The 21,457-nt window shown below is 64.8% G+C and carries 17 protein-coding genes and 2 rRNA genes (1 of these 19 cut by a window edge); 10 read left to right on the top strand and 9 right to left on the bottom strand.

Annotated elements, in window-relative coordinates; translation table 11 throughout:
• The 3 genes from CSC73_RS04445 to CSC73_RS04435 all read left to right on the top strand — a co-directional run.
• Nucleotides 1-1,035: ribosomal RNA gene (locus tag CSC73_RS04445) — 23S ribosomal RNA — on the top strand (it extends 1,830 nt beyond the left edge of the window).
• Between the two features lie 130 nt (nucleotides 1,036-1,165).
• A 5S ribosomal RNA gene (gene rrf, locus CSC73_RS04440) occupies nucleotides 1,166-1,280 on the top strand.
• A 194-nt stretch (nucleotides 1,281-1,474) separates the two neighbouring features.
• The gene (locus CSC73_RS04435; protein WP_163839202.1) at nucleotides 1,475-2,722 is read left to right on the top strand and encodes a dipeptidase; all 1,248 of its coding nucleotides are present in this window, start codon (nucleotides 1,475-1,477) and stop codon (nucleotides 2,720-2,722) included.
• A 223-nt stretch (nucleotides 2,723-2,945) separates the two neighbouring features.
• On the opposite strand, the gene CSC73_RS04430 is transcribed toward CSC73_RS04435, so the two are convergent.
• Nucleotides 2,946-3,851, bottom strand: a complete 906-nt coding sequence (locus CSC73_RS04430; protein ID WP_163839201.1) for a hypothetical protein — start codon at nucleotides 3,849-3,851, stop codon at nucleotides 2,946-2,948.
• A 341-nt stretch (nucleotides 3,852-4,192) separates the two neighbouring features.
• Between CSC73_RS04430 and rpoH the strand changes: the two genes are divergently transcribed.
• Nucleotides 4,193-5,071 carry an RNA polymerase sigma factor RpoH gene (gene rpoH / locus CSC73_RS04425; RefSeq protein WP_163839200.1) on the top strand — a complete coding sequence of 293 codons (879 nt, stop codon included), beginning with the start codon at nucleotides 4,193-4,195 and terminating at the stop codon, nucleotides 5,069-5,071.
• A gap of 165 nt (nucleotides 5,072-5,236) precedes the next feature.
• Nucleotides 5,237-5,704, top strand: a complete 468-nt coding sequence (locus tag CSC73_RS04420; protein WP_246197339.1) for a DUF1203 domain-containing protein — start codon at nucleotides 5,237-5,239, stop codon at nucleotides 5,702-5,704.
• On the opposite strand, the gene CSC73_RS04415 is transcribed toward CSC73_RS04420, so the two are convergent.
• Nucleotides 5,677-6,960, bottom strand: coding sequence for an NAD(P)/FAD-dependent oxidoreductase (locus tag CSC73_RS04415; protein ID WP_163839198.1), 1,284 nt, complete (start codon nucleotides 6,958-6,960; stop codon nucleotides 5,677-5,679). The two genes, CSC73_RS04420 and CSC73_RS04415, sit on opposite strands and share 28 nt — an antisense overlap.
• Before the next feature lie 118 nt (nucleotides 6,961-7,078).
• Nucleotides 7,079-9,427: a primosomal protein N' gene (locus CSC73_RS04410; RefSeq protein WP_163839197.1), complete on the bottom strand. Its 2,349-nt coding sequence runs from the start codon at nucleotides 9,425-9,427 to the stop codon at nucleotides 7,079-7,081.
• A 458-nt stretch (nucleotides 9,428-9,885) separates the two neighbouring features.
• Between CSC73_RS04410 and CSC73_RS04405 the strand changes: the two genes are divergently transcribed.
• Together CSC73_RS04405 and CSC73_RS04400 are read left to right on the top strand one after the other, a co-directional pair.
• Nucleotides 9,886-10,896 carry a hypothetical protein gene (locus CSC73_RS04405; protein ID WP_163839196.1) on the top strand — a complete coding sequence of 337 codons (1,011 nt, stop codon included), beginning with the start codon at nucleotides 9,886-9,888 and terminating at the stop codon, nucleotides 10,894-10,896.
• Nucleotides 10,883-11,542: a DUF3106 domain-containing protein gene (locus CSC73_RS04400; RefSeq protein WP_163839195.1), complete on the top strand. Its 660-nt coding sequence runs from the start codon at nucleotides 10,883-10,885 to the stop codon at nucleotides 11,540-11,542. Before CSC73_RS04405 ends, CSC73_RS04400 begins: the two co-directional genes overlap by 14 nt.
• On the opposite strand, the gene CSC73_RS04395 is transcribed toward CSC73_RS04400, so the two are convergent.
• Nucleotides 11,536-11,850 (bottom strand): DUF4286 family protein, encoded by a 315-nt coding sequence (locus CSC73_RS04395; RefSeq protein WP_163839194.1) that lies wholly within the window; start codon nucleotides 11,848-11,850, stop codon nucleotides 11,536-11,538. The two genes, CSC73_RS04400 and CSC73_RS04395, sit on opposite strands and share 7 nt — an antisense overlap.
• Nucleotides 11,851-11,954: 104 nt before the next feature.
• Here CSC73_RS04395 and CSC73_RS04390 point away from each other — a divergent pair, with 104 nt between their 5' ends.
• Nucleotides 11,955-13,352: an MATE family efflux transporter gene (locus CSC73_RS04390; RefSeq protein ID WP_163839193.1), complete on the top strand. Its 1,398-nt coding sequence runs from the start codon at nucleotides 11,955-11,957 to the stop codon at nucleotides 13,350-13,352.
• 51 nt (nucleotides 13,353-13,403) lie between these two features.
• A complete protein-coding gene (gene sppA, locus CSC73_RS04385) occupies nucleotides 13,404-15,305 on the top strand; it encodes a signal peptide peptidase SppA (protein ID WP_163839192.1) in 1,902 nt (633 codons plus the stop codon).
• A 93-nt stretch (nucleotides 15,306-15,398) separates the two neighbouring features.
• On the opposite strand, the gene CSC73_RS04380 is transcribed toward sppA, so the two are convergent.
• Nucleotides 15,399-15,635, bottom strand: coding sequence for a hypothetical protein (locus tag CSC73_RS04380; RefSeq protein ID WP_163839191.1), 237 nt, complete (start codon nucleotides 15,633-15,635; stop codon nucleotides 15,399-15,401).
• A 57-nt stretch (nucleotides 15,636-15,692) separates the two neighbouring features.
• Between CSC73_RS04380 and CSC73_RS04375 the strand changes: the two genes are divergently transcribed.
• Nucleotides 15,693-16,469: an SDR family oxidoreductase gene (locus CSC73_RS04375; protein WP_163839352.1), complete on the top strand. Its 777-nt coding sequence runs from the start codon at nucleotides 15,693-15,695 to the stop codon at nucleotides 16,467-16,469.
• 171 nt (nucleotides 16,470-16,640) lie between these two features.
• Here CSC73_RS04375 and CSC73_RS04370 read toward each other — a convergent pair whose 3' ends face one another.
• The 4 genes from CSC73_RS04370 to CSC73_RS04355 all read right to left on the bottom strand — a co-directional run bounded on the left by CSC73_RS04370 (nucleotide 16,641) and on the right by CSC73_RS04355 (nucleotide 21,387).
• Entirely contained in the window at nucleotides 16,641-17,288 is a 648-nt protein-coding gene (locus CSC73_RS04370; RefSeq protein ID WP_163839190.1) for a DUF4124 domain-containing protein, read from the bottom strand.
• Nucleotides 17,288-17,932, bottom strand: coding sequence for a DUF4124 domain-containing protein (locus CSC73_RS04365; RefSeq protein ID WP_163839189.1), 645 nt, complete (start codon nucleotides 17,930-17,932; stop codon nucleotides 17,288-17,290). The genes CSC73_RS04370 and CSC73_RS04365 overlap by 1 nt, the downstream gene beginning before the upstream one ends.
• A 92-nt stretch (nucleotides 17,933-18,024) precedes the next feature.
• The gene (gene tsaC, locus CSC73_RS04360) at nucleotides 18,025-18,588 is read right to left on the bottom strand and encodes an L-threonylcarbamoyladenylate synthase type 1 TsaC (RefSeq protein WP_163839188.1); all 564 of its coding nucleotides are present in this window, start codon (nucleotides 18,586-18,588) and stop codon (nucleotides 18,025-18,027) included.
• Between the two features lie 255 nt (nucleotides 18,589-18,843).
• On the bottom strand, nucleotides 18,844-21,387 hold the full coding sequence (locus tag CSC73_RS04355; protein ID WP_163839187.1) for a DNA topoisomerase I: 2,544 nt from the start codon (nucleotides 21,385-21,387) through the stop codon (nucleotides 18,844-18,846).
• Between the last annotated feature and the right edge of the window lie 70 nt (nucleotides 21,388-21,457).

The following is a 21,457-nucleotide window of genomic DNA, read 5'->3' as shown; positions in this document are numbered from 1 at the left end:
GCAAGGCGAAGCTCTTGATCGAAGCCCCAGTAAACGGCGGCCGTAACTATAACGGTCCTAAGGTAGCGAAATTCCTTGTCGGGTAAGTTCCGACCTGCACGAATGGCGTAACGACAGCGGCGCTGTCTCCACCCGAGACTCAGTGAAATTGAAATCGCTGTGAAGATGCAGCGTTCCCGTGGCAAGACGGAAAGACCCCGTGAACCTTTACTATAGCTTTACATTGAACGTTGAGTTCGTCTGTGTAGGATAGGTGGGAGGCTTTGAAGCGATGGCGCTAGCTGTCGTGGAGCCAACCTTGAAATACCACCCTGTCGTGCTTGACGTTCTAACCTAGCTCCGTGATCCGGAGCGGGGACCATGTATGGTGGGTAGTTTGACTGGGGCGGTCTCCTCCCAAAGAGTAACGGAGGAGCACGAAGGTACGCTCAGCGCGGTCGGACATCGCGCACTGTGTGCAAAGGCATAAGCGTGCTTGACTGCGAGATCGACGGATCAAGCAGGTACGAAAGTAGGTCTTAGTGATCCGGTGGTTCTGTATGGAAGGGCCATCGCTCAACGGATAAAAGGTACTCCGGGGATAACAGGCTGATACCGCCCAAGAGTTCATATCGACGGCGGTGTTTGGCACCTCGATGTCGGCTCATCACATCCTGGGGCTGTAGTCGGTCCCAAGGGTATGGCTGTTCGCCATTTAAAGTGGTACGCGAGCTGGGTTCAGAACGTCGTGAGACAGTTCGGTCCCTATCTGCCATGGGCGTTGGAGATTTGAGAGGGGCTGCTCCTAGTACGAGAGGACCGGAGTGGACGAACCTCTGGTGTTCCGGTTGTCACGCCAGTGGCATTGCCGGGTAGCTACGTTCGGAAGCGATAACCGCTGAAAGCATCTAAGCGGGAAGCGCGCCTCAAGATGAGATCTCCCGGGGCACAAGCCCCCTAAAGGAACGATGAAGACTACGTCGTTGATAGGTCAGGTGTGTAAGTGCAGTAATGCATTGAGCTAACTGATACTAATGATCCGTGCGGCTTGACCATATAACCTCAAGTTGCTTTAGTCTCGACACACGTCGAATTGAAGACCAAATAGCAAACTACTTCCCAAGACCTTATGAGAGACAGGCGCCACTCCTATTTGAATAGGTATGAGCGACGCTCCAACCGTCTCCCTGGTGAAATTAGCGCTGTGGAACCACCCGATCCCATCCCGAACTCGGAAGTGAAACGCAGCTGCGCCGATGGTAGTGTGGCTTAAGCCATGCAAGAGTAGGTCATCGCCAGGGTCTTTACCCAAACGCCGGATCGAAAGGTCCGGCGTTTTCTTTTTTTTGCGCCGCAGGCGCGACCCGCGACAGGTCATCGCCAGGGTCTTCACCCCAAAACGCCATCTCCGCAAGGAGGTGGCGTTTTTCTTTGGTCGCGGCACTGTGATCCGGGCAAGCGGTTGCTAAGATCGCTGCAAATCTAGGAGCCAGCGATGAAGGCGAAAAACGCAATGCTAGTGCTGGCGCTGTCGGCAACGTCCGCTCTAGCGCAACACGCAAACACAAGCAGCGACGAACAAATCGGCAATGCCGCGCGTACGTTGCATGAAAGCGCATTGGTCCTGGATACTCATCTGGACACTCCTTCCAATCTCCATCGCCCGGGTTGGAGCATCCTCGACCGGCACGAGCAAGACGGCGATTTCGCCCAGGTCGATCTGCCGCGCATGAAGGAAGGCGGTCTGGATGGCGGTTTTTGGGTGGTGTACACAGCGCAAGGTGCGCGCGACGCCGCGGGCAATCGTGCCGCACGGGACCATGGCCTGGTGCGGCTTACCGCGATCAGGGAAATGGTCGCGGCGCATCCGCAAGACTTCGAGCTGGCGCTCACGGCCGATGATGCGGTGCGGATAGAGAGGTCAGGCAAGCGCGTGGTCTTCATCAGCATGGAAAACGCCTCTCCTCTAGCCAGCGATCCCACAATGCTGAGCGCATACTACGCGCTGGGATTGCGGATGCTGGGAATCACCCATACCAGCAACAACGATTTCGGAGATTCGTCCACCGACCTCGCCGGTGCGGAGTGGAACGGATTGAGTCCGCGCGGCCGCGCGCTGGTGGAGGAAGCCAACCGGCTCGGTATCGTCCTGGATGCCTCGCATGCCAGCGATAAGGTATTCGACGATCTGCTGGAGCTGTCGAAGGCGCCCATCGTCCTCTCGCACACCAGCGCCAAGGCGTTGTACGCGCATCCGCGCAACATCGACGACGAACGTTTGCGCAAGCTTGCGGCCAAAGGCGGCGTCGTCCACGTCAATGCTTATGGCGGCTATCTGATTCCGACGCCCAAGAATGCGGCGCGCGATGCGGCACTGGCCGAGTGGGAGAAGCGGGTCGGCGAGTACAGCGCGCTGAGTCCGGCGCAGATCCAGGCCCGGCTGCGCGAGCGGCAGGAAATCTACCGCAAGTATCCGGTCGTTCCGGCCACTCTGGACGATTACATGCGCCACCTGTTGCATATCCTGAAAGTGGCAGGGCCCGAACATGTGGGTGTCGGCGCGGACTGGGATGGCGGCGGTGGCGTTGCCGGACTGGAGGATGTGGCCGCGTTGCCGCGAATCACCGAACGGTTGCTGGCTGCGGGCTACACCGAAAGCGACATCAAAAACGTCTGGGGCGGAAACCTGCTCCGCGTGCTCCGCGAGGTCCAGGGGAAAGCAGACGCTGCGCACCGCCCCTAGTTTCGTCCGGTATCGCATCGGAACCAACGGCAAGAAAATCGGAACCAACGACAAGAAAAGCTGCGGCTAAGCGGTAACGAGATCTTCCTGTCTTCGCGTTGTCCCAACTGGACAATGGAAGACCGGTGGCGATGGCGAAAGATTCTTCACGACGTCAAATACGGACATCCGGCGCGTGTTCTCGCCGCAGGCGCCGATCGGGATGCACACGGCCAGTGACTCGCTAGTCCGCATTGCGCGAGGAGAAAGGATAGGGGGCATCGAAGCCGAAAGCGGCTCCTGGTGCGGCTACCGGCAAACGGATGCGCACGTTGGTCCCGACTGCGGGCAGCGTCCAGGTTTCGGCGACGCCGGCGAAGGGTTTCGCCAGAGACTTGATCGCGGCGAACTGCTTGTCGAAACTGCCGGCCTTCGATGAGTCGGGATTGCCGGGGCGGCACAGGAACATGATGTCGACATGGTCGGTGCCTGTCAGGTTGCCGCCATAGTCGCGCGGCGCGCTGCGCACGCCGATCATCGACCAGCCGGCGGTTTCGCACGAACGCAGCGCATAAGTGGCGAGCGTGAGAAGGATGAGACGCATGGCTTTCATATCGAAGAATATGTCGACCGGATGCGGTGGAACGAGGCAGGACAGGTCCAGGATGTTGAGCAGGATCTCATTGGTCTTGTACGCCCACTCCCGGACCAGTGCGCAGACGTCGAATACTTTCGGCTCATGCGCCGGCGTAGTCAGGATGTCCATGACGTTGCGGGAATAGAGCAACCCGCAGGAAGAGACGGCATTGATCCTGTCCAGCATCTCATCGCGCGTTTGCAAGCCCGGCGCTTCGAGCGCGCGATGGGCGCACCTGGACATAGTGCTCCAGAGACGTTCGAACTCCAGGTCCAGGCAGCGCACAAGTTGTTCGAATGCTCTGTCCGCGTCAGCCGACAACGTTGCCGGACGCGCCGCATCGCCATCTCTTACTGCAAGCATGGGGGACTCCTTGTAGGCGAGATGGATCTTCCATATTGCTCGCCGCCGGCAGCGGTGAAACTCGCGACAATAATGTTTGAATGCCGGCATGTGCGCTATATCAAATTCTTTCGTCGATCCGGCGCGTGCGACTGAAATAATTTGATACATAGGGAAATTTCCCGATCTTGTTCCATATTCCCCGAGGGTGTCGTTCCATATGGACGACGACAAGGTCTGGCGGGTGTCGGGCTACAGCTTGCGCTGAGCGTTTAGTAGACGTCCGCCGCCAGGCTGAATGAAGCCCGGATGGGGCCGGGGGAAGATCCGGCCCTGACGCCTGCTTTCAGAATTCATCAAATATTTGATTTTAATGGGATTATTGACCTGGTTTGGGGCATGGGCCGCCGCGGCCCATGCCTTCGGGCTAGGGTTCTGGCGTTCCACCGGCGAAACGATGGAACTCTTTTACCGTTTAGCAGTCCAACTCCGCGACTGCTAAAATGACCGCCATGAACCAGACCTCTGCAGCCACCGCCATGGTGGCAAACAATCTGCCCATCCCCAGCGCGCTCGGCTCGCTCGATGCCTATATCGGCGCCGTGCACCAGATTCCGGTGCTCACGGTCGAGGAAGAACAGAGTCTTGCCCGCCGTTTCCGCGACAGCGAAGACCTCGACGCCGCGCGCGAACTGGTGCACTCGCACCTGCGCTTCGTCGTGCACGTGGCCCGCGGCTACAACGGCTACGGCCTGCAACTGGGCGACCTGATCCAGGAAGGCAACATCGGCCTGATGAAGGCGGTCAAGCGCTTCGACCCCGAGATGGGCGTGCGCCTGGTCAGCTTCGCCGTGCACTGGATCCGCGCCGAGATGCACGAGTTCATCCTCAAGAACTGGCGCATCGTCAAAGTCGCCACCACCAAGGCGCAGCGCAAGCTGTTCTTCAACCTGCGCAAGTCCAAGACGCGCTTGGGCTGGATGAACGATGCGGAAGTCACCGCGGTGGCGGCCGATCTCAACGTGTCCAAGCGCGAAGTGCTGGAAATGGAATCGCGTCTTTCCGGCCGCGATATCGGTTTCGATGCGCCTTCGGACGAAGACGACGACCACGCGCCGCCCTCGCCGGGCGCCTACCTGATGACCCAGGACGAGGATCCGTCGCAGGCCTACGAGCGCGCCGACAGCGAAGACAACCAGCTGGAACTGCTGCGCGAAGGCATGGCCGGCCTGGACAAGCGTTCGCGCGACATCGTCATGCGCCGCTGGCTGGACGACGACAGCAAGGTCACGCTGCAGGAACTGGCCGATGAGTACGGCGTTTCGGCCGAACGCATCCGCCAGATCGAGGCCAATGCGCTGAAGAAGATGAAGACGTTGTTCGCCGCCTGATTGCGGCGCGCGACCACGAAGAAAACGAATGGCCCGGGAAACCGGGCCATTCGTTTTTCAGGCCGGGCTAGGCGAATCGACGGAAGCGGAAACACCGCAAGATCCGGATATCGCGCTTTGCGATTGCGGGAGAGGATGAGTCGTCCCCAACCTGCGGAGCTTCCCGTGAATTTCCAGATCAGCGCATTGCCCATGGCCTCGTTCCAGCCGCTGTTTTCCCTATCCGACGCCGAACTGTCCGCGCGCAACATGCGCCGCGTGATCGCCGATGGCAGGCCCGCGTATCCGTGCCGGGTCAGCCTGCAGGATGCGAGCGAAGGCGAGCGCTTGCTGTTGCTTCCGCATGCGCACCATGTCGTCGACACGCCTTACCGCGCCTACGGCCCCATCTATGTGCGCGAAGCGGCGCAACAGGCGTTGCCAGCGCCGAACCAGATTCCCGACTTGTTGCGCGCGCGCGCTTTATCGCTGCGCGCCTACGACGCGGACGGCATGATGGTGTCGGCGGATGTACTGCCGGGTACGGAGGTCGAGCGGGGCATCGAACAGTTGCTGGCGATCCCGCGCACGGCTTATCTGCATATCCACTACGCCAAGCCCGGTTGCTACGCCTGCCGCGTGGACCGCGCCTGATCTTCCTCATCCCTGCCCAGGATGATGCGTGCGCCGCGCTGGTAGCTCCAATACGCCCATGCCCAGTTGAGCAGCACCACCAGGCGGTTGCGGAATCCGATCAGGAAGAACACGTGCGCGGCCAGCCAGAACCACCAGGCCAGCAGGCCGGAGAGCTTCAGTTTTCCGAAATGCACGATCGCCGCCATCCGGCCGATGGTGGCGAGGTTGCCGTAGTCCTTGTAACGGAAAGCCGGTGCCGGGTTGCTGTCCATCCGCGCACGGATCGCGCGGGCGACATGCCGGCCCATCTGTTTGGCGGCGGGCGCCACGCCGGGTACAGGCTTGCCGTCCTGTTGCACCGAAGCCAGATCGCCGGCCACGAAAATGTCCGGATATTCCGGCACGCTCAGGTCCGCCCGCACTTGCACGCGGCCGGCGCGGTCCAGCGGCGCGCCAAGGGACCTGGCCAGCGGCGAGGCGGCTACGCCCGCCGCCCAGACGACCGTGCGCGCGGCGATGAATTCTTCGCCCAACCGGTAGCCTGATTCGTTTATCTCCGTTACCGGCGTGCCGGTGGAAACCTCGACGCCAAGCTTCTGGAGTTGTTTGCGCGCCTTTTCCGACAGGTCTTCCGGAAACGAAGACAGCACCCGCTGTCCGGCTTCGATCAGGCGCACGCGCGCATCGGAGGGGTTGATGTTGCGGAACTCGTTGGTAAGCGTGTGGCGCGCGATTTCCGCCAGCGTGCCCGCAAGTTCCACGCCGGTCGGTCCGCCGCCGACGATGGCGAAATTCAGCCAGGCCGCACGCTTGGCCGGATCCGGTTCGGCCTCGGCGCGTTCGAACGCCAGCAACAGATGCCGGCGCAGTTGCAAGGCGTCGTCCAGCGTTTTCAGGCCGGGTGCATGCCTGGCCCATTCGTCGTGGCCGAAATAGGCATGGGTAGCGCCGCTGGCCAGCAGCAGGTAGTCGAAATCGAGCCGGCTGCCATCGTCCAGCGCGACTCGTTTATCCGCGGCCGAGATTTCGCGCACTTCCGCCAACCGCACTTCCACGTTGCGTTGCTTGCGCAGGATGTGGCGCAGCGGCGCGGCGATATCGGGCGAGGACAAACCCGCCGTCGCCACCTGATAGAGCAGCGGCTGGAACAGATGGTGGTTGCAGCGGTCCACCAGGGTGATGCGTACCGGCGAACCCGCCAGTGCACGCGTGGCCCACAGGCCGGCGAACCCGCCGCCGATGACGACCAGGTGCGGAAGCGGACTGGCGGTCATGGGGAAAGCGCTCTGGAGGTTTCCATGAAACGCATTATTTCATGGACATGGAACGGAGGCGCGGGCGATGCGCGCCGATGGGCAAGGCCGATATGGGAATCGAGCGACTGCTGCGCCATCAGTAAAGATCCAGCGGGTCCACATCCAGCGACCAGCGCGTCTTGCGCGCTTCGGGCAGTTCGTAGATAGCGGGCAACGCGGCATCCAGCAACGCATGCAGTTCGCGGCGGCTGGGCGAGGACAGCAGAAGCTGCGCACGGTGCATGCCGGCGCGCCGTGACATGGGAGCGGGGATTGGCCCCTGGATTTCGACGTTCAAAGCCCCTCTCCCGTCGGGAATCGAAGCCGCCTCAAGCGGCTGAGGGTTGGGGAGAGGGTACGGCGGAATGGGGATGTTGGAAGGCCGCGGGCGGTTCGGCAATTGCTGCTTCGCCGCACCCTCATCCGGCGCTTCGCGCCACCTTCTCCCAATGGGAGAGGGGAACACCGACTTGACGGCATGCAGAAATGCGTTCGCCGCATCGATATGCTTGGCTTCCGCACGCAACAAAGCCAGATGCGCGAACGGCGGGAATCCCGCGGCCCGGCGCTGCTCCAATTCGCCCTGTGCGAAGGCGTGGTAACCGCCATTGATGAGCGTGTTGAGCAGAGGATGGTCGGGGTGGTGGGTCTGCAGCCAAACTTCTCCGGGTTTCTGCGCGCGTCCTGCGCGACCTGCGACCTGGATGAGTTGCTGGGCGAGTTTTTCGCCCGCGCGGAAGTCGGCCGAGAACAATCCTTCGTCCACGCCGACCACCACCACCAGGGTCAGATGCGGCAAGTCGTGGCCCTTGGCCAGGATCTGCGTGCCGATCAGGATGCCGGGGCGGTCGCCCAGCTTTTGCAGATGGCCGTCCAGCGCATCGCGGCGCTGGGTGGTGCTGCGGTCGATGCGCAACACCGGCGTACCGGCGAATTTTTCCATCAGCGCTTCTTCGATGCGCTCGGTGCCAACGCCCTGCGGCTGCAACGCCAGTCCGCCGCAATCCGGACATGCGGGCGGCACGGCCTGGCGCGCGCCGCAGTGATGGCATTGCAACCGGCGTCCGGCGCCGTGCACGGTCATCGGCGAGCTCCTGGCCGGCGTGCCGCAGCGTTTGCATTGCGCGCTCCAGCCGCAGTCGTGGCACATCAATACCGGCGCGTAACCGCGGCGGTTCTTGAACACCAGCACTTGTCCGCCCGCCTCCAGCGCGGCGGAGATCGCGGCCATGGTTTCGGCGGACAATCCCGCTTCGAGCGGACGCTTGCGCAGGTCCTGCACGCGCACCGAGGGCGGTTTCGCGTCGCCCGCACGCTGGCTTAGCCGCAAGTGCGCGTAACGTCCGCCAAGGGCGTTGTGCAGCGATTCCAGCGACGGCGTGGCGCTGCCCAGGATTACCGGCACGTCCAGCGCCTTGCCGCGCACCAATGCGAAATCGCGCGCGTGGTAGCGCATGCCGTCCTGCTGCTTGTAGCTGCCGTCGTGCTCTTCGTCGACGATGATCAGGCCCGCGTCGGGCAACGGCGTGAACACGGCCGAGCGCGTGCCTACCGCCACCCGTGCCTCGCCGCGCGCGAACGCGGCCCAGCCGCGCGCGCGCGCGTTGTCGTTCAAGCCCGAATGCAGCGCCAGCACCGGCACGCCCAGGCGTTGCCGGAAGCGCGCCAGGGTCTGCGGAGTCAGGCCGATCTCCGGCACCAGTACCAGCGCCTGCTTGCCGCGCCGCAGGCAATCGGCGATCGCATGCAGGTAGACCTCGGTCTTGCCGCTGCCGGTCACGCCGTCCAGCAGCAGCGGCGCGAAACCGCGCGTGGCCAGGATCGCGTCCACCGCCGCCTGCTGTTCCGCATGCAGGTCGGGTCCCTTTTGCGGCGACGGCGCCAGAGTCGAAGCGGGCACCGCCACGCGTTCGGCCAGCCCGCGCTTTGTCAATGCGCGCGCCGCAGTGCGCCAGCTCTCCATCTGCAAATCCAGGCTGTCCTCATCGCGCGCACCGGTCTGCAACAGGTCTGCGAACTGGCGCGGCCGAGTGCCCTGCCGCAGTCGCTCCCTGCCGGTGGCTCCCGCTTCGGTCAGTCGCCAAGCCCAGGCGTGCGTGTCCGGCATTGGCTCGCCCTGACGAAGCAGCGTCGGCAGCGCGGTGCCCAGCACCTCGCCCAGGGGCGCATGCGTGTAACGCGCCAGCCAGCGCAGGGAAGCCAACAGCTCGCCGTGCAGCAGCGGGGCCGCATCCAGCAATTCCAGAACCTGGCGCAGTTCCGGTCCGTCGCCGGTCGCCATGCCGATGCCAGCCACCACACCGGTCATTTCGCGCGAACCGAACGGCACTCTCACCCGTTTGCCGATGTCGTCGGCGCCGGGCGAATGACCGGGCGGCGGCAGATAGTCGAACCACTGCGGCAGGGGCAGGGGCAGGACGACCTGGAGGGTGGCATCGGAGCGCATCGGCTCCAGTTTACCGACCGCCGCAAGCCCCTCGCGAGGCGTGCTGCAGTTGCACGTCATTGCTACTTGGGAGGTGACGAAAATCACGCAAGTCGCCGCCGTGCTTGGAGATTCTGCTTTATCCACATGGTCTGTGGATAAAACTGTGCATCAAAGCCTTGCTCCACGCTTCCGGAGGCTTGCAGCAAGCTTCGGCGTGAGGTTGGCTAAAAAAACGCCAACGCCATTAACTTCATAAATATCAGCAAGTTGGCCGTGAAACAGGATTGTAATGCGAACGCCGGGCCTGACTGCGGACAGGCATGTGACGTTCGAATGACGGCTGTGCACAACGTGTTTTGGCGCAAAGCCTTATGGCGCTTGGGAGAGCAGGTTTTGGAAATCTGTCAAGGAGCATTTTGCGCTTGGGAAATGCCTGAGCGCGGCTATGATGCGGCGACGAATCCCCCGGTTCCAAGATGCCCAGCAATTTGAACGATGCCGCGTCCGTGCCGGCCGCGCTCTCCGCTTTCCTGCGTGGCGTCGAACGCCGGGGCGCACTGTTCGCCGAACTCCAGTGCGGCGACCGCGAGGCGGGCGACGACGCTCTGGCGGCCGCCATGCGCGCGTTCCGCAACCATGCCGGTACCTTGCCCATGGCCGAGTGGCCGCGGCGCTTCTGGACCCTGCTGGCGGCGACTCCGCAGTTGCGCCAGTCCGCAGCGACGGCGCGGTGGCCGGCGGGAGTCCAAACGCTGTCCGGATTGCAGCCGCTGCCCCGGCAGGCGCTGCTGCTGCGTCTGGCGGCGGGCCTGCCGGAGGAAGAGGCCGCGGCGGTGCTGTGCATCGCCCCGGAAGTCCATCGGCAAGCGCTCGCTTCGGCATGCCCGCGCGACGCCGGCGGACAACCGGATGCTTCGGCCTGGCGCGCGTTGGCCGAAGCGATCCAGTCGCTGTTGCGCGATCTGCCGCCGCAGCGCCTGGCGCGTCTGGCGCGCTTGCGCGAAGCGGCCATCCTGGGCACGCGGCTCGAACGTCCTGCGCCCGCGACCTTTTCCGCAGCGCCGGTCGAGGCGCGACCGAGGCGCCGCCGCTGGCCGTGGGTGGCACTGGTGCTTGTGCTGTGCGCGGCCGCGCTGGCGGCGACCTGGTGGTGGCCGCAATGGCAGGCCGCGCGCAGCGCTGGCGCCAATCGCGAGAACGGCGTCCAGCGCCTGCAGGACAGCGTGGAAATCACCAGCGAAGATCTGCCCGAACAAGCCCCTGCGGCGAAGTTCGATGCGGCCACGGCCTTGCTCACGCATCCGGACTTCGAACTGGTGCTCGAACCGCAGGACGAAGCGATCGCGCGCGATGCCGATTTCCTGGCCTGGTACGCGGCTGGCGCCAGCGCGCCGTCGGACGCTGCCGAAGATGCGTCCGAAGACAAGGCCGGAGCGGAAGCTCCGTCGAAGGCCACGGGAACGGAGACGACCGATGCGCAGTTCTGATCGGTCGCCGGCAAACAACGGCTCGGCAAAAGGTCGCGCCGTCGTGATTCTGGCTGCATTGCTGACCGCCGTATCGCTGCATGCCGCGTCCGTTCCAGCGGCCGGGGCGGACGCCGCAACGGCTCCAGGCACCCTGGCCCGGCCCGAGCGGCAGGCGCGGCTGCAAGCGATGACGCCCGAGCAGCGCGTGCAGTTCGGGCAGCGCTTGGCCGCCTGGAACGCGTTGCCGCTCGGCGAACGCGAGGAACGCCGCGCGCGCTACCAGGCCTGGCTGCAGCTCGAGGCCGGCGAACGCGACAGCCTGCGCGCGCTGGCGGCCCAGGTCGATGCGTTTCCGCCGGAACGCAAGCAGGCATTGCGCGCGCAGTTCGATGCGCTGGACGACGTGCACCAGCGTGGCTGGAGGTTGGGGCCGGTGCTGGGACGCGACTATCCCTCGCTGCATCCGCTGCTGGCCTACGTTTCCGCACCGCAGCGTCTGGCGCTGCTGGCCAGGCTGCGGAGCATGGATGCGCAGCAGCGCGCCGACCTTGCCGTGCTGGCGCAGCGCACGCCGCCGCAGGACCGGCAGGCGCTGCGCAGCGAGCTGTTGTCGGTATCCCCGGCGCAGACGGCCGCCTGGCTGAGGGGAAAACTGGATCAGTAGCGGCCCAGGTCGCGCAATACGCGGCGCGTGGAGCGGAACCGGTCGCCGAAGCGGTTGATCCCGTCGGCGCGCATGCGGGCCGAATGCAGGCGCAGGTATTCGTCGAGCGCGCTTTGATCGACCAGTTCGTACTGGGTGCAGAAGACGGTTTCCGCGGCGTCGGCCTGGTCCGGTGCGGTTTCCATCAGGCGCGCGCCGGTGAAGCCGGGCAGTGCGAGCATTTCCTGCACGTGCGCGATCAGCCAGTCGCGATATTCGGCGGCGATTTCGCGGTCGACGGCCAAGTTGACTTCGTAAATGACGGACATGACCGGTAAATTGACTTCATATACGACGGACATGCCCTAGACTACCGGGCCCTCCGACCCGGTGCCAGCGCGTCCGCGCGACCGCAGTCGTAAAGATCGTTTCCATGACGCCCCAGACTTCCCAACTCCCGCGCTTCGGCAGCGAAGTGCGCGCCACGGCCACGCTCGCCCTGCCGCTGGTGCTGGGCCATGTGTCCACCGGTCTGATCGGTTTCGTCGACAACGTCATCGCCGGCCACCACGGCACGCAGACGCTGGCCGCGGTCACCATCGGCACCGCACTGTTGTGGCTGCCGATGATGGTGCCGATCGGCACGCTGATCTCGCTCACCGCTTCGGTGTCGCAGTTGAACGGCGCCGGACGCCGCGCGGAGATCGGTCCGCTGTTCCGGCAGGCGCTGTGGCTGGCCCTGGCCCTGGGGTTGTTGATGTTCGCCTTCCTCAGCCTGGTCCCGTATGCGTTGGCGCCGTTCGGGATCGCACCGGAAATCATTCCCGGCGCGCGCGGCTTCCTGCACGGCATCCGCTGGGGCGCGCCTGCGCTGACGCTTTTCTTCTGCATGCGCTATCTGAGCGAAGGCATGCACTGGACCCTGCCGACGATGCTGATCGGGTTCGGCGGATTGGCGGTGCTCGCGCCGCTGGGCTACGCCTTCACTTTCGGCCACTTCGGATTGCCGGAAATGGGCGCGGCGGGCCTGGGCGTGGCCTCGGCCATCATGATGTGGTCGCAGGCGCTGGCCTTCGCCCTCTACTTGTGGAATGCCAGGCGTTTCTCGCACTTGCAATTGTTCGCGCGTTTCGACGGTCCGCATCCGAAGCCGATCGCGCAGCTACTGCGCACCGGGCTGCCGATCGGCGTCACCGTGCTGATGGAAGGCGGTCTGTTCATCGCCACCGCGCTGCTGATCGCGCGCCTGGGCGCGGTGCCGGCGGCGGCGCACCAGATCGCGATCAACGTGTCGGCGCTGTGTTTCATGATTCCGATGGGCGTGGCCGAAGCCACCACCGTGCGCGTGGGCCATGCGCTTGGGGCGGGCGATGCGCTGGGCGTCCGCCGCGCGGCGCATGCCGGCTACGTGATCGTGCTGGGCACGCAGGCATTGTCGGCCACGGCGCTGCTGCTGGGCCACGATGCGGTGGTGGCGCTGTATACGCGCGATCTGGCGGTGGCGGGGCTGGCCGGCAGCCTGTTGCTGTACGCGGCGGCGTTCCAGTTTCCCGATGGCATCCAGGTGCTGTCGGCCGGCGCGCTGCGCGGGCTCAAGGACACCCGCGTACCGATGTGGCTGGCGGTGCTTTCCTACTGGGGCCTGGGCATGCCGCTGGGTGCGGGATTGGGACTGGGGCTGGGCTGGGGGCCTCAGGGCATGTGGATGGGCCTGATCGTGGGCCTGACCGCCGCAGCGGTACTGATGGCCACGCGTTTCCAGCGCAGCAGCCGGCGGCTGTTGGGGCTTCCCGTCTCACAGATTCCGGGCAGTGACTTACGGGGCATGTAAGCGCGGCGGGCAAACGGTAAGCTGGCGTCGGTTATCCGGAGCTCGCCCCCCATGAATCAAGTCGTCCATCGCGGTCCCATCGCCGCCTTCTTCGTCGGCCTGTGGAACGTGATGAATTTCACCCGCAGGCTGATCCTCAACTTCCTGTTCTTCGGGTTGCTGTTCCTGTTCCTGGTCATTTTCGTGGCGGCGGTAGGGCGCGGCAACGGGGTCAAGCCGTTGCTGGACAGGACCACGCTGGTGATCGCGCCGGAAGGCAAGCTGGTGGAGCAGTACAGCGCCGACCCCGCCACGCGCGCGCTGGCCAAGGCTTTCGGCGACAAGAACGCCGAAGAGATCCAGCTGCGCGACCTGATCCGCGCCATCGACGCGGCCAAGGACGACAAGAAGATCGAACGCGTGCTTCTGCGCGTGGACCAGCTGCAGCCCAGCGGCTACGCCTCGATGCGCGAAGTGGCCGCCGCGCTGGCGCGTCTGCGCGCTTCGGGCAAGCAGATCGTGTCGTTCGGCGAGAATCTGGACCAGTCGCAATATCTGCTGGCCGCGCAGGCCAATGAGGTCTACATCGATCCGATGGGCAGCATGCTGCTGGAAGGCCTGGGCCGTTACCGCCAGTACTACCGCCAGGGTCTGCAGGACAAGTTGGGCGTGGACGTGCACCTGTTCCGCGTGGGCGAATTCAAGTCCGCCGCCGAGCCGTACATCCTCGACGCCGCTTCCAAGGAATCGAAGGAAGCCGACCTGTTCTGGATGAGCGATATCTGGCAGCGCTACCTGGCCGACATCGCCAAAGCCCGCAAGGTGACGCCCGAGCAACTGGCTTCGGGCATCGACACCCTGCCCGAAGGCATCGCCGCCGCCGGTGGCGACCTGGCCAAATTCGCCCTGCAGCAGAAGCTCGTGGACGGACTGAAGACGCAGGAAGAAGTGGAGACGCTGCTGACCGAACGCGGCGTGGCCGACGAGGATTCGGACAATGGTTTCCGCAGCGTCTCGCTGGGCGGTTACCTGGCCCAGCTGGATGCGAAAACGGTGCGTATCGCCGACGAACGCCCGCAGGTCGCCGTAGTGGTGGCCGCAGGCGAAATCACCGACGGCGAACAGCCGGCCGGCACCATCGGCGGCAAGTCCACTTCGGCGCTGCTGCGTGAAGCGCGCGACGACGAGGACGTGAAGGCGGTGGTGCTGCGCGTGGATTCCCCGGGCGGCGGCGTGTATCCGTCGGAAGAGATCCGCCGCGAAGTCGCCGCGCTGAAGGCCGCCGGCAAGCCGGTGGTGGTGTCGATGGGCGATCTGGCCGCTTCGGGCGGTTACTGGATTTCGATGAACGCCGACCGCATCTACGCCGATCCCTCGACCATCACCGGTTCCATCGGCATCTTCGGCCTGATTCCCAATGTCACCCGCACGCTGGACAAGGTGGGCGTGCACACCGACGGCGTGGGTACCACGCGTTTCGCCGGCGCCTTCGACATCACCCGACCGATGGATCCGGCCGTGGGCCGCGTGGTCCAGTCGGTGATCGACAAGGGCTACGCCGATTTCACTGGCAAGGTCGCCGCCGCGCGCAAGAAGCCGGTGGAAGAGATCGACGCCATCGCACGCGGCCGCGTGTGGAGCGGTGCGCAGGCCAAAGAGCGCGGGCTGGTCGATGAGCTGGGCGGTTTCGAAGCCGCCGTCGCCGATGCCGCCGCGCGCGCCAAGCTGGGCAAGCCGGACAAATACCGCGTGCGCTACATCGAGAAGATGGCTTCGCCGTTCTCGCAGTTCATGAGCGGTTTCGCAGGCAGCCGCATCGGTTCGGCCTGGTTGAAGGATTCGGATTTAGCCCGCGCGCTGCTGGCCAAAGCGATGCCGGAGACCGACGCGCAGCTGCGCTTCGTCGAACAGGCCGCCAACAGCCGCAACGGCGCGCCGGTCAAGGCGCTGGTGTATTGCTTCTGCGGGTTGTGATCGAAGCGTAGGTCGGGGCTACGCCCCCGACTTGCGGGCAAGATTCGAGGCGCGGGAAGAGCGGCGGGCAATGCCCGCCCTACGGCGACGCGGTTACTGCGAAGCAGCGTCGATTGCGGCGCTGTTCTTGTCCGCCGCTTCCTGCACCGTACCCTCTACCGCCTTGGCCTGATCGATCGGCTTCTGGATCGCATCGCGCAGTTCGGTGTTGCCGGTAGCCGTGGCCTGGGGCTCGGGCGGCTCGTCGGTCGGCGGCGGCTCGGGCTTGCAGGCGGCCAGTCCTGCCAGCGAGAGGGCAAGGCAGCCGGTACGGAACAGGGATGCTTTCATGAAGGCGTCTCCACGGATCGTGGCGTTATGCTACGCCCATCCGTGAAGGGCGATGCGATGACTCCCAACCGTTGGCGATTGGATGGACAACTGGCGTTGATCACCGGCGCCAGCGCGGGGATAGGCCTGGCCGTCACCCGCGAGCTGCTGGGCTTCGGCGCCGACGTAATGCTGGTGGCGCGCGATGCCGATGCGCTGGAAGCGGTGCGCGACGAGCTGCTGGACGAATTCCCCGAGCGCTCCATCAACGCCATGGCCGCCGATGTCGCCGACGACGAAGACCGCCGCGAAATACTCGATTGGGTGGAAGACCACGCCGATGGCCTCAACATCCTGGTCAACAACGCCGGCGGCAACCTGACCAAGGCCACGGTGGACTACACCGAGGACGAGTGGCGAGGGATATTCGAAATCAATCTTTTCTCCGCGTTCGAACTCTCGCGTTACGCGCATCCGCTGTTGACCCGCCATGCGGTGTCCAGCATCGTCAACGTCGGCAGCGTGTCCGGTATCACCGCGGTACGCAGCGGGGCGCCCTACGGCATGACCAAGGCCGCGCTGCAACAGCTCACCCGCAACCTGGCGGTGGAATGGGCCGAGGACGGCGTGCGCGTCAACGCGGTGGCGCCGTGGTACATCCGCACGCGCCGCACCTCGGGCAAGCTGGCCGACGCGGACTACTACGAAGAAGTGATAGACCGCACGCCCATGCGCCGCATCGGCGAACCCGAGGAAGTGGCCGCCGCGGTCGGTTTCCTTTGTCTGCCGGCCGCCAGCTACATCACCGGCGAATGTATCGCGGTGGATGGCGGGTTCCTGCGTTACGGATTCTGATTTTCCTTCTCCCTCTGGGAGAAGGTGGCGCGAAGCGACGGATGAGGGAATGGCAGTGACTACCCATCCAACTTTCATTACAGGCTGATACTTCATTCCCTTATCCGCCCCCGTATCAAGTACGGGGCAGGCTCTATGGGCGCTTTCTCCCAATGGGAGAAGGAAAAAGCACTACTCCCCGCAGGCGCTCTCGCGCCAGATCTTCTGCGTGCGCTCGAACTCCGCTTTGTTCTTCGCTTCATTGCCCGGGCGCGCGAAGCGCCAGGCCACCTCGGTTTCGCCCATGCGCTTCTTCCACGCTTCGCACAGCGCGCCGTCGGCCACGCGCGCGCATTGGTCGCGCATCATCTCGCAGGCTTCGCCCGCGCCGGTCTGCGGATTGCCGTCCAGGCCCACGGTGCGCAGGGGGACGCAGCGCGATTGGGGCTCCGCGCCCTCGGTGATGTAGGTGTCCTTGTCGTAGGTGACGCATTGGAAAAGAACGGGGGGCGGCAAGCGGTTCTCGGCTGACGGCTCGGCGCCGCCGTCCGCCACGGCTTCGGCGGGCTTGGGCGGGGATGGAGCGGTCGGGGCCGTCGCCGGCGGCCGCGCGGAAGGCGGTGTGCGGGGCGGGGCCGGCTTGGCTGGCGCGGCGTCTCCCATCGGCACCGTGCTGACGCTCTGCATGACCTTTTTTTCCTGCTTTTGGCCTTTCGGGCACGGCATGTTCTGCATGGTCAGCGCACCGCTGGCGTCGGTGCAGCGATAGAACACGACTTCGTCGGCGTCCGCCGACGATGCGAACAGCAACAGGATCGGCAGGACGTGTCCGAACTTCATCAGTAGTTTCCGCAGTCGTTGGCGATGCGCGCATCGATACCGCGCTGCTCCAGTTCCAGCCGATGCTGATCGCTTTGCAGGGCGCTGTTGTAGCGGCGGATGATTTCATAACGGCGGTCGGACAGCCGTGAGCAGACCTCTTGCTGCGGCAACGCGTGGCACTCGTCGCGAACCCAGGTGTAACCACCCGGAACGATGACGCCGGGCAGGTGCGGATGGCGGTCGTCAGGCGGCCGGGATCCGCCGCCGCCGCGATGCGGCCACGCCGGGTAACCCAGTGTCCACAAAGGAACCGAGCGCGGATTGCCTTCGCCGTTGTCGCTGGTGTACTTCTCGCCGTCGGCGGTGACGCATTCGTACATCGGGCGTGGTGGGCTGCGGTAGATGACCTGCACTTCACGCGGCGGCGGGGCGGGTGGCGGGGCGGCTTTCGCCACCGGCGGCGCTGTGGGCACGGGATCCTTGGGCCGCTGCATGGAACGCACTTCCTGGGTTTCGCCCTTCGCGCAAGGCGAGTCGCGCAGGGTCAGCTTGCCGGCCGCACCGATGCAGCGGTAGATGGTGACGTCCTGCGCAGGCACGCGTGCTGGCATGGCGGCCAGCGACAGACCGAGAAGCAGGGCTATGGGGCGAAGAAGCGGCATGCAGGTATCTTGCGCGTATTGGTGGGTCGGGGCTACGCCCCCGACGTATGGGAGGTATCCGGCACCGCGCCCGTCGGGGGTGTAACCCCGACCTACCTGATGGCAGCGCCGGTCAGCGCTTCGCGGATGGCGGTAGGCGCGCCGAGTCCGCCGGTTTCCCCGGCGACCAGTCCGTCCACGCCTGCAAGCACCACAGGGTCGAGCATCTCGCGGGTGAACGCCGCTGGCTGTCCGGCCCGGTTGGCGCTGGTGGAAACCAGGGCGCCGCCATAGGCATTGCAGAGCTCGATCACCAGCGGATGCGCGCTGATGCGTACGGCGATGCCGTCGTGCGCGCCGGTGATCCAGCGCGGCGCGGCGGCGCTGGCGGGCATCACCCAGGTATGCGGACCCGGCCAGCTGGCAAGCACCGCCGCCAGGTTTTCCGCAGGCACGGCGGCCAGATCCAGGAACGGCCGCAATTGCTCCAGATTCGAAGCGATCAGGATCAGACCCTTGTCGACGGCGCGCTGTTTGATCGCCAGAAGCCGCAGTACGGCACCCTCATCGCGCGGGTCGCAACCCAGGCCCCAGACCGCTTCGGTCGGATAGGCGATGACGCCGCCGGTCTGCAGGGCGGTGGCGGCTTCGTGGATTGAAAGTAGCGAGTTGATCATCGGAAGCGACCGGTCGACCGGCTTTCGTGTGCGGATGGCATTGACTACAGCGATGCCTGAATCAATCGAAGTATTTTCAGGTCGTCATTCCCGCGGAGGCGGGAACCCAGTGCCTTTGTTGCGACCCACTTGAGGGACAAGCGGAAGTCGCTGGGTTCCCGCCTTCGCGGGAATGACGATTCCATTTGGCGGGCGCCCACAATGTGAGCAGCCCGAACTGCCTTGCCCAGCCACCAGCTTCGACACCGCGCCGAGTTACTTCGCCGCCTTGACGATCCGCTTCTTGCCCAGCTCGATGTTGGCGGCCGGCGTCAGCAGCGATTTGACAGGCTCGACCACCGGGGCCACCGGTTTGCGAGCCGGCGCCTTCTTCGCGACGGTCTTCTTTGCTGCGGTTTTCTTGGCGACTTTCTTCACGGCTTTCTTGGCCGCGGTTTTCTTCGGCGCCGCTTCCTTCTTCACCGTGGTTTTCTTGGCCGCCGTCTTCTTGCCGAAGCCCTTGCGCATCGGCTTGCCGGTTTCCTCCATCAGCTTCACCACTTCCTCCAGGGTCAGCGAAGCGGGTTCGCGGTCCTTGGGAATGCGGCCGTTGAGCTTGCCGTCGCTGATGTAGGGGCCGTAGCGGCCGTTGAGCACCTGGATATCGCTGCCGTCGAATTCCTTGATGACGCGGTTGCGCGCGATCTCTTCCTTTTCCTCGATCAGGAATACCGCCCGCGCCAGATCGATGGTGTACGGGTCGTCCTCCTTCTTCAGCGAAGCGTACACGCTGCCGCGCTTGGCGAACGCGCCGAAACGGCCGATGCCGACGCTGACTTCCTCGTCCTTGTCCTGGCCCAGCTTGCGCGGCAGCTTGAACAGCTCCAGCGCGTCCTCCAGGGAAATGGTGTGCATGCTCTGGCCGGGACGCAGCGAAGCGAAGGTCGGCTTGTCTTCGGCGTCCTCGGCAGTGCTGCCGATCGCGGCATACGGTCCGTAACGGCCCAGGCGCACGCTGACCGGCTTGCCGGTCTTCGGGTCGGTGCCCAGCTCGCGCGCGCCGGTGGCTTCGCTGCGGTCCACCGATTCCTTCTTTTCTTCGACCAGCTGCTTGAACGGGCCCCAGAACCGCTCCATCAGCGGAATCCAATCCTCTTCGCCGCGCGACACCGCGTCCAGCTCGTCTTCGAGCTTGGCGGTGAAGTCGTAGTCGACGTACTGGGTGAAATGCCCGCTGAGGAAATTGCTGACCGCGCGGCCCACGTCGGTGGGACGGAAGCTGCGTCCTTCCATTTCGGTGTACTTGCGGAACAGCAAGGTCTGGATGATCGAAGCGTAGGTCGAGGGACGGCCGATGCCGTACTCCTCCAGCGCCTTGACCAGCGCCGCTTCGGTGAAGCGCGGCGGCGGCTGGGTGAAATGCTGTTCGGCGTGGATGCGATCCAGCGGCACGCGGTCGCCGGGCTTCATCAGCGGCAGCTTGCGGCCTTCGTCCTCGTCCTCGGAGGTCTTGGTGTCCTTGCCTTCCTCGTACACCGCCAGGAAGCCGGGCACGACCACGCTGGTGCCGCTGGCGCGGAAGCTGTGCTCGCTGCCGGCGGCCAGTTCCACGCTGACGGTGTTGAGGGTGGCGGGAATCATCTGGCAGGCGACGGCGCGCTTCCAGATCAGTTCGTAGAGCTTGCGTTCGTCGTCGGACAGGAATCGCGACACCTGCGCGGGCGTGCGCAGCGCCGAAGTGGGACGCACGGCTTCGTGCGCTTCCTGCGCGTTCTTCGACTTGGTCTGGTAGACGTTGGGCTTGTCGGGCAGCGATGCGGTGCCGAAATCGCGAGCGATCACGTCGCGGATCTCGTCCAGCGCGTCCTGCGACAGGTTGACCGAGTCGGTACGCATGTAGCTGATCAGACCGACCGTGCCTTCCTCGCCGATGGCCACGCCTTCATAGAGCTTCTGCGCGACCTGCATGGTCTTGCGGGTGGTGAAGCCGAGCTTGCGCGAAGCTTCCTGCTGCAGGGTGGAGGTGGTGAACGGCGGCGAAGGACGGCGCTTGCGTTCCTTGCTGGCCACGTCGGTGACGTGCAGCGCGCCTTGCGCGGCCTGCTGGATGCGCAGACGCGCGGCTTCGGCGGTGTCGCCGTCGGTGACGGTGAACTGCTCGAACTTCTGCCCATCCAGCTTCACCAGTTTGGCGGTGAAGGCCTGCGAGGGGTGCGCGCACTCGGCCTCGATGGACCAGTATTCGCGCGCGATGAACGCTTCGATCTCTTCCTCGCGCTCGACGATCATGCGCAACGCCGGCGACTGCACGCGCCCGGCGGACAGGCCGCGCTGCACCTTGCGCCACAGCACCGGCGACAGGTTGAAGCCCACCAGGTAGTCCAGCGCACGGCGCGCCTGCTGCGCATCGACCAGGTCGCCGGCGATCTGGCGCGGCTTGGTCATGGCTTCCTTGATCGCGCGTGGGGTGATCTCGGTGAACACCACCCGTTCCAGCGTCTTGTCCTTGAGCAGGCCGCGCTCCTTCAGGATCTCGGCGATGTGCCAGCTGATGGCCTCGCCTTCGCGGTCCGGGTCGGTGGCCAGATAGATCGCGTCGGCGCCCTTGGCGGCCTTGGCGATGGCTTCCACGTGTTTTTCGTTCTTGTCGATCAGCGCGTAGCTCATCGCGAAATCCTGATCGGGGTCGACCGCCCCCTCCTTCGGCACCAGATCGCGGACGTGGCCGTAGGAAGCCAGGACGGTGAAGTCCTTGCCGAGGTATTTGTTGATCGTCTTGGCCTTGGCGGGCGATTCGACGATGAGCAGGTGCTTGGGCATGGGTTGGGTTCGAGCGCCGGCGGGGCCGGCGAGTGTCCTTCAGATGGGGGCGGCGTAGAAGCCAACGCCC

Source organism: Pseudoxanthomonas sacheonensis, from assembly GCF_010093305.1.
Taxonomy (GTDB): domain Bacteria; phylum Pseudomonadota; class Gammaproteobacteria; order Xanthomonadales; family Xanthomonadaceae; genus Pseudoxanthomonas_A; species Pseudoxanthomonas_A sacheonensis.
Note: the sequence above shows the minus strand (reverse complement) of the source record. Positions and strands in the feature narration are given on the sequence as shown.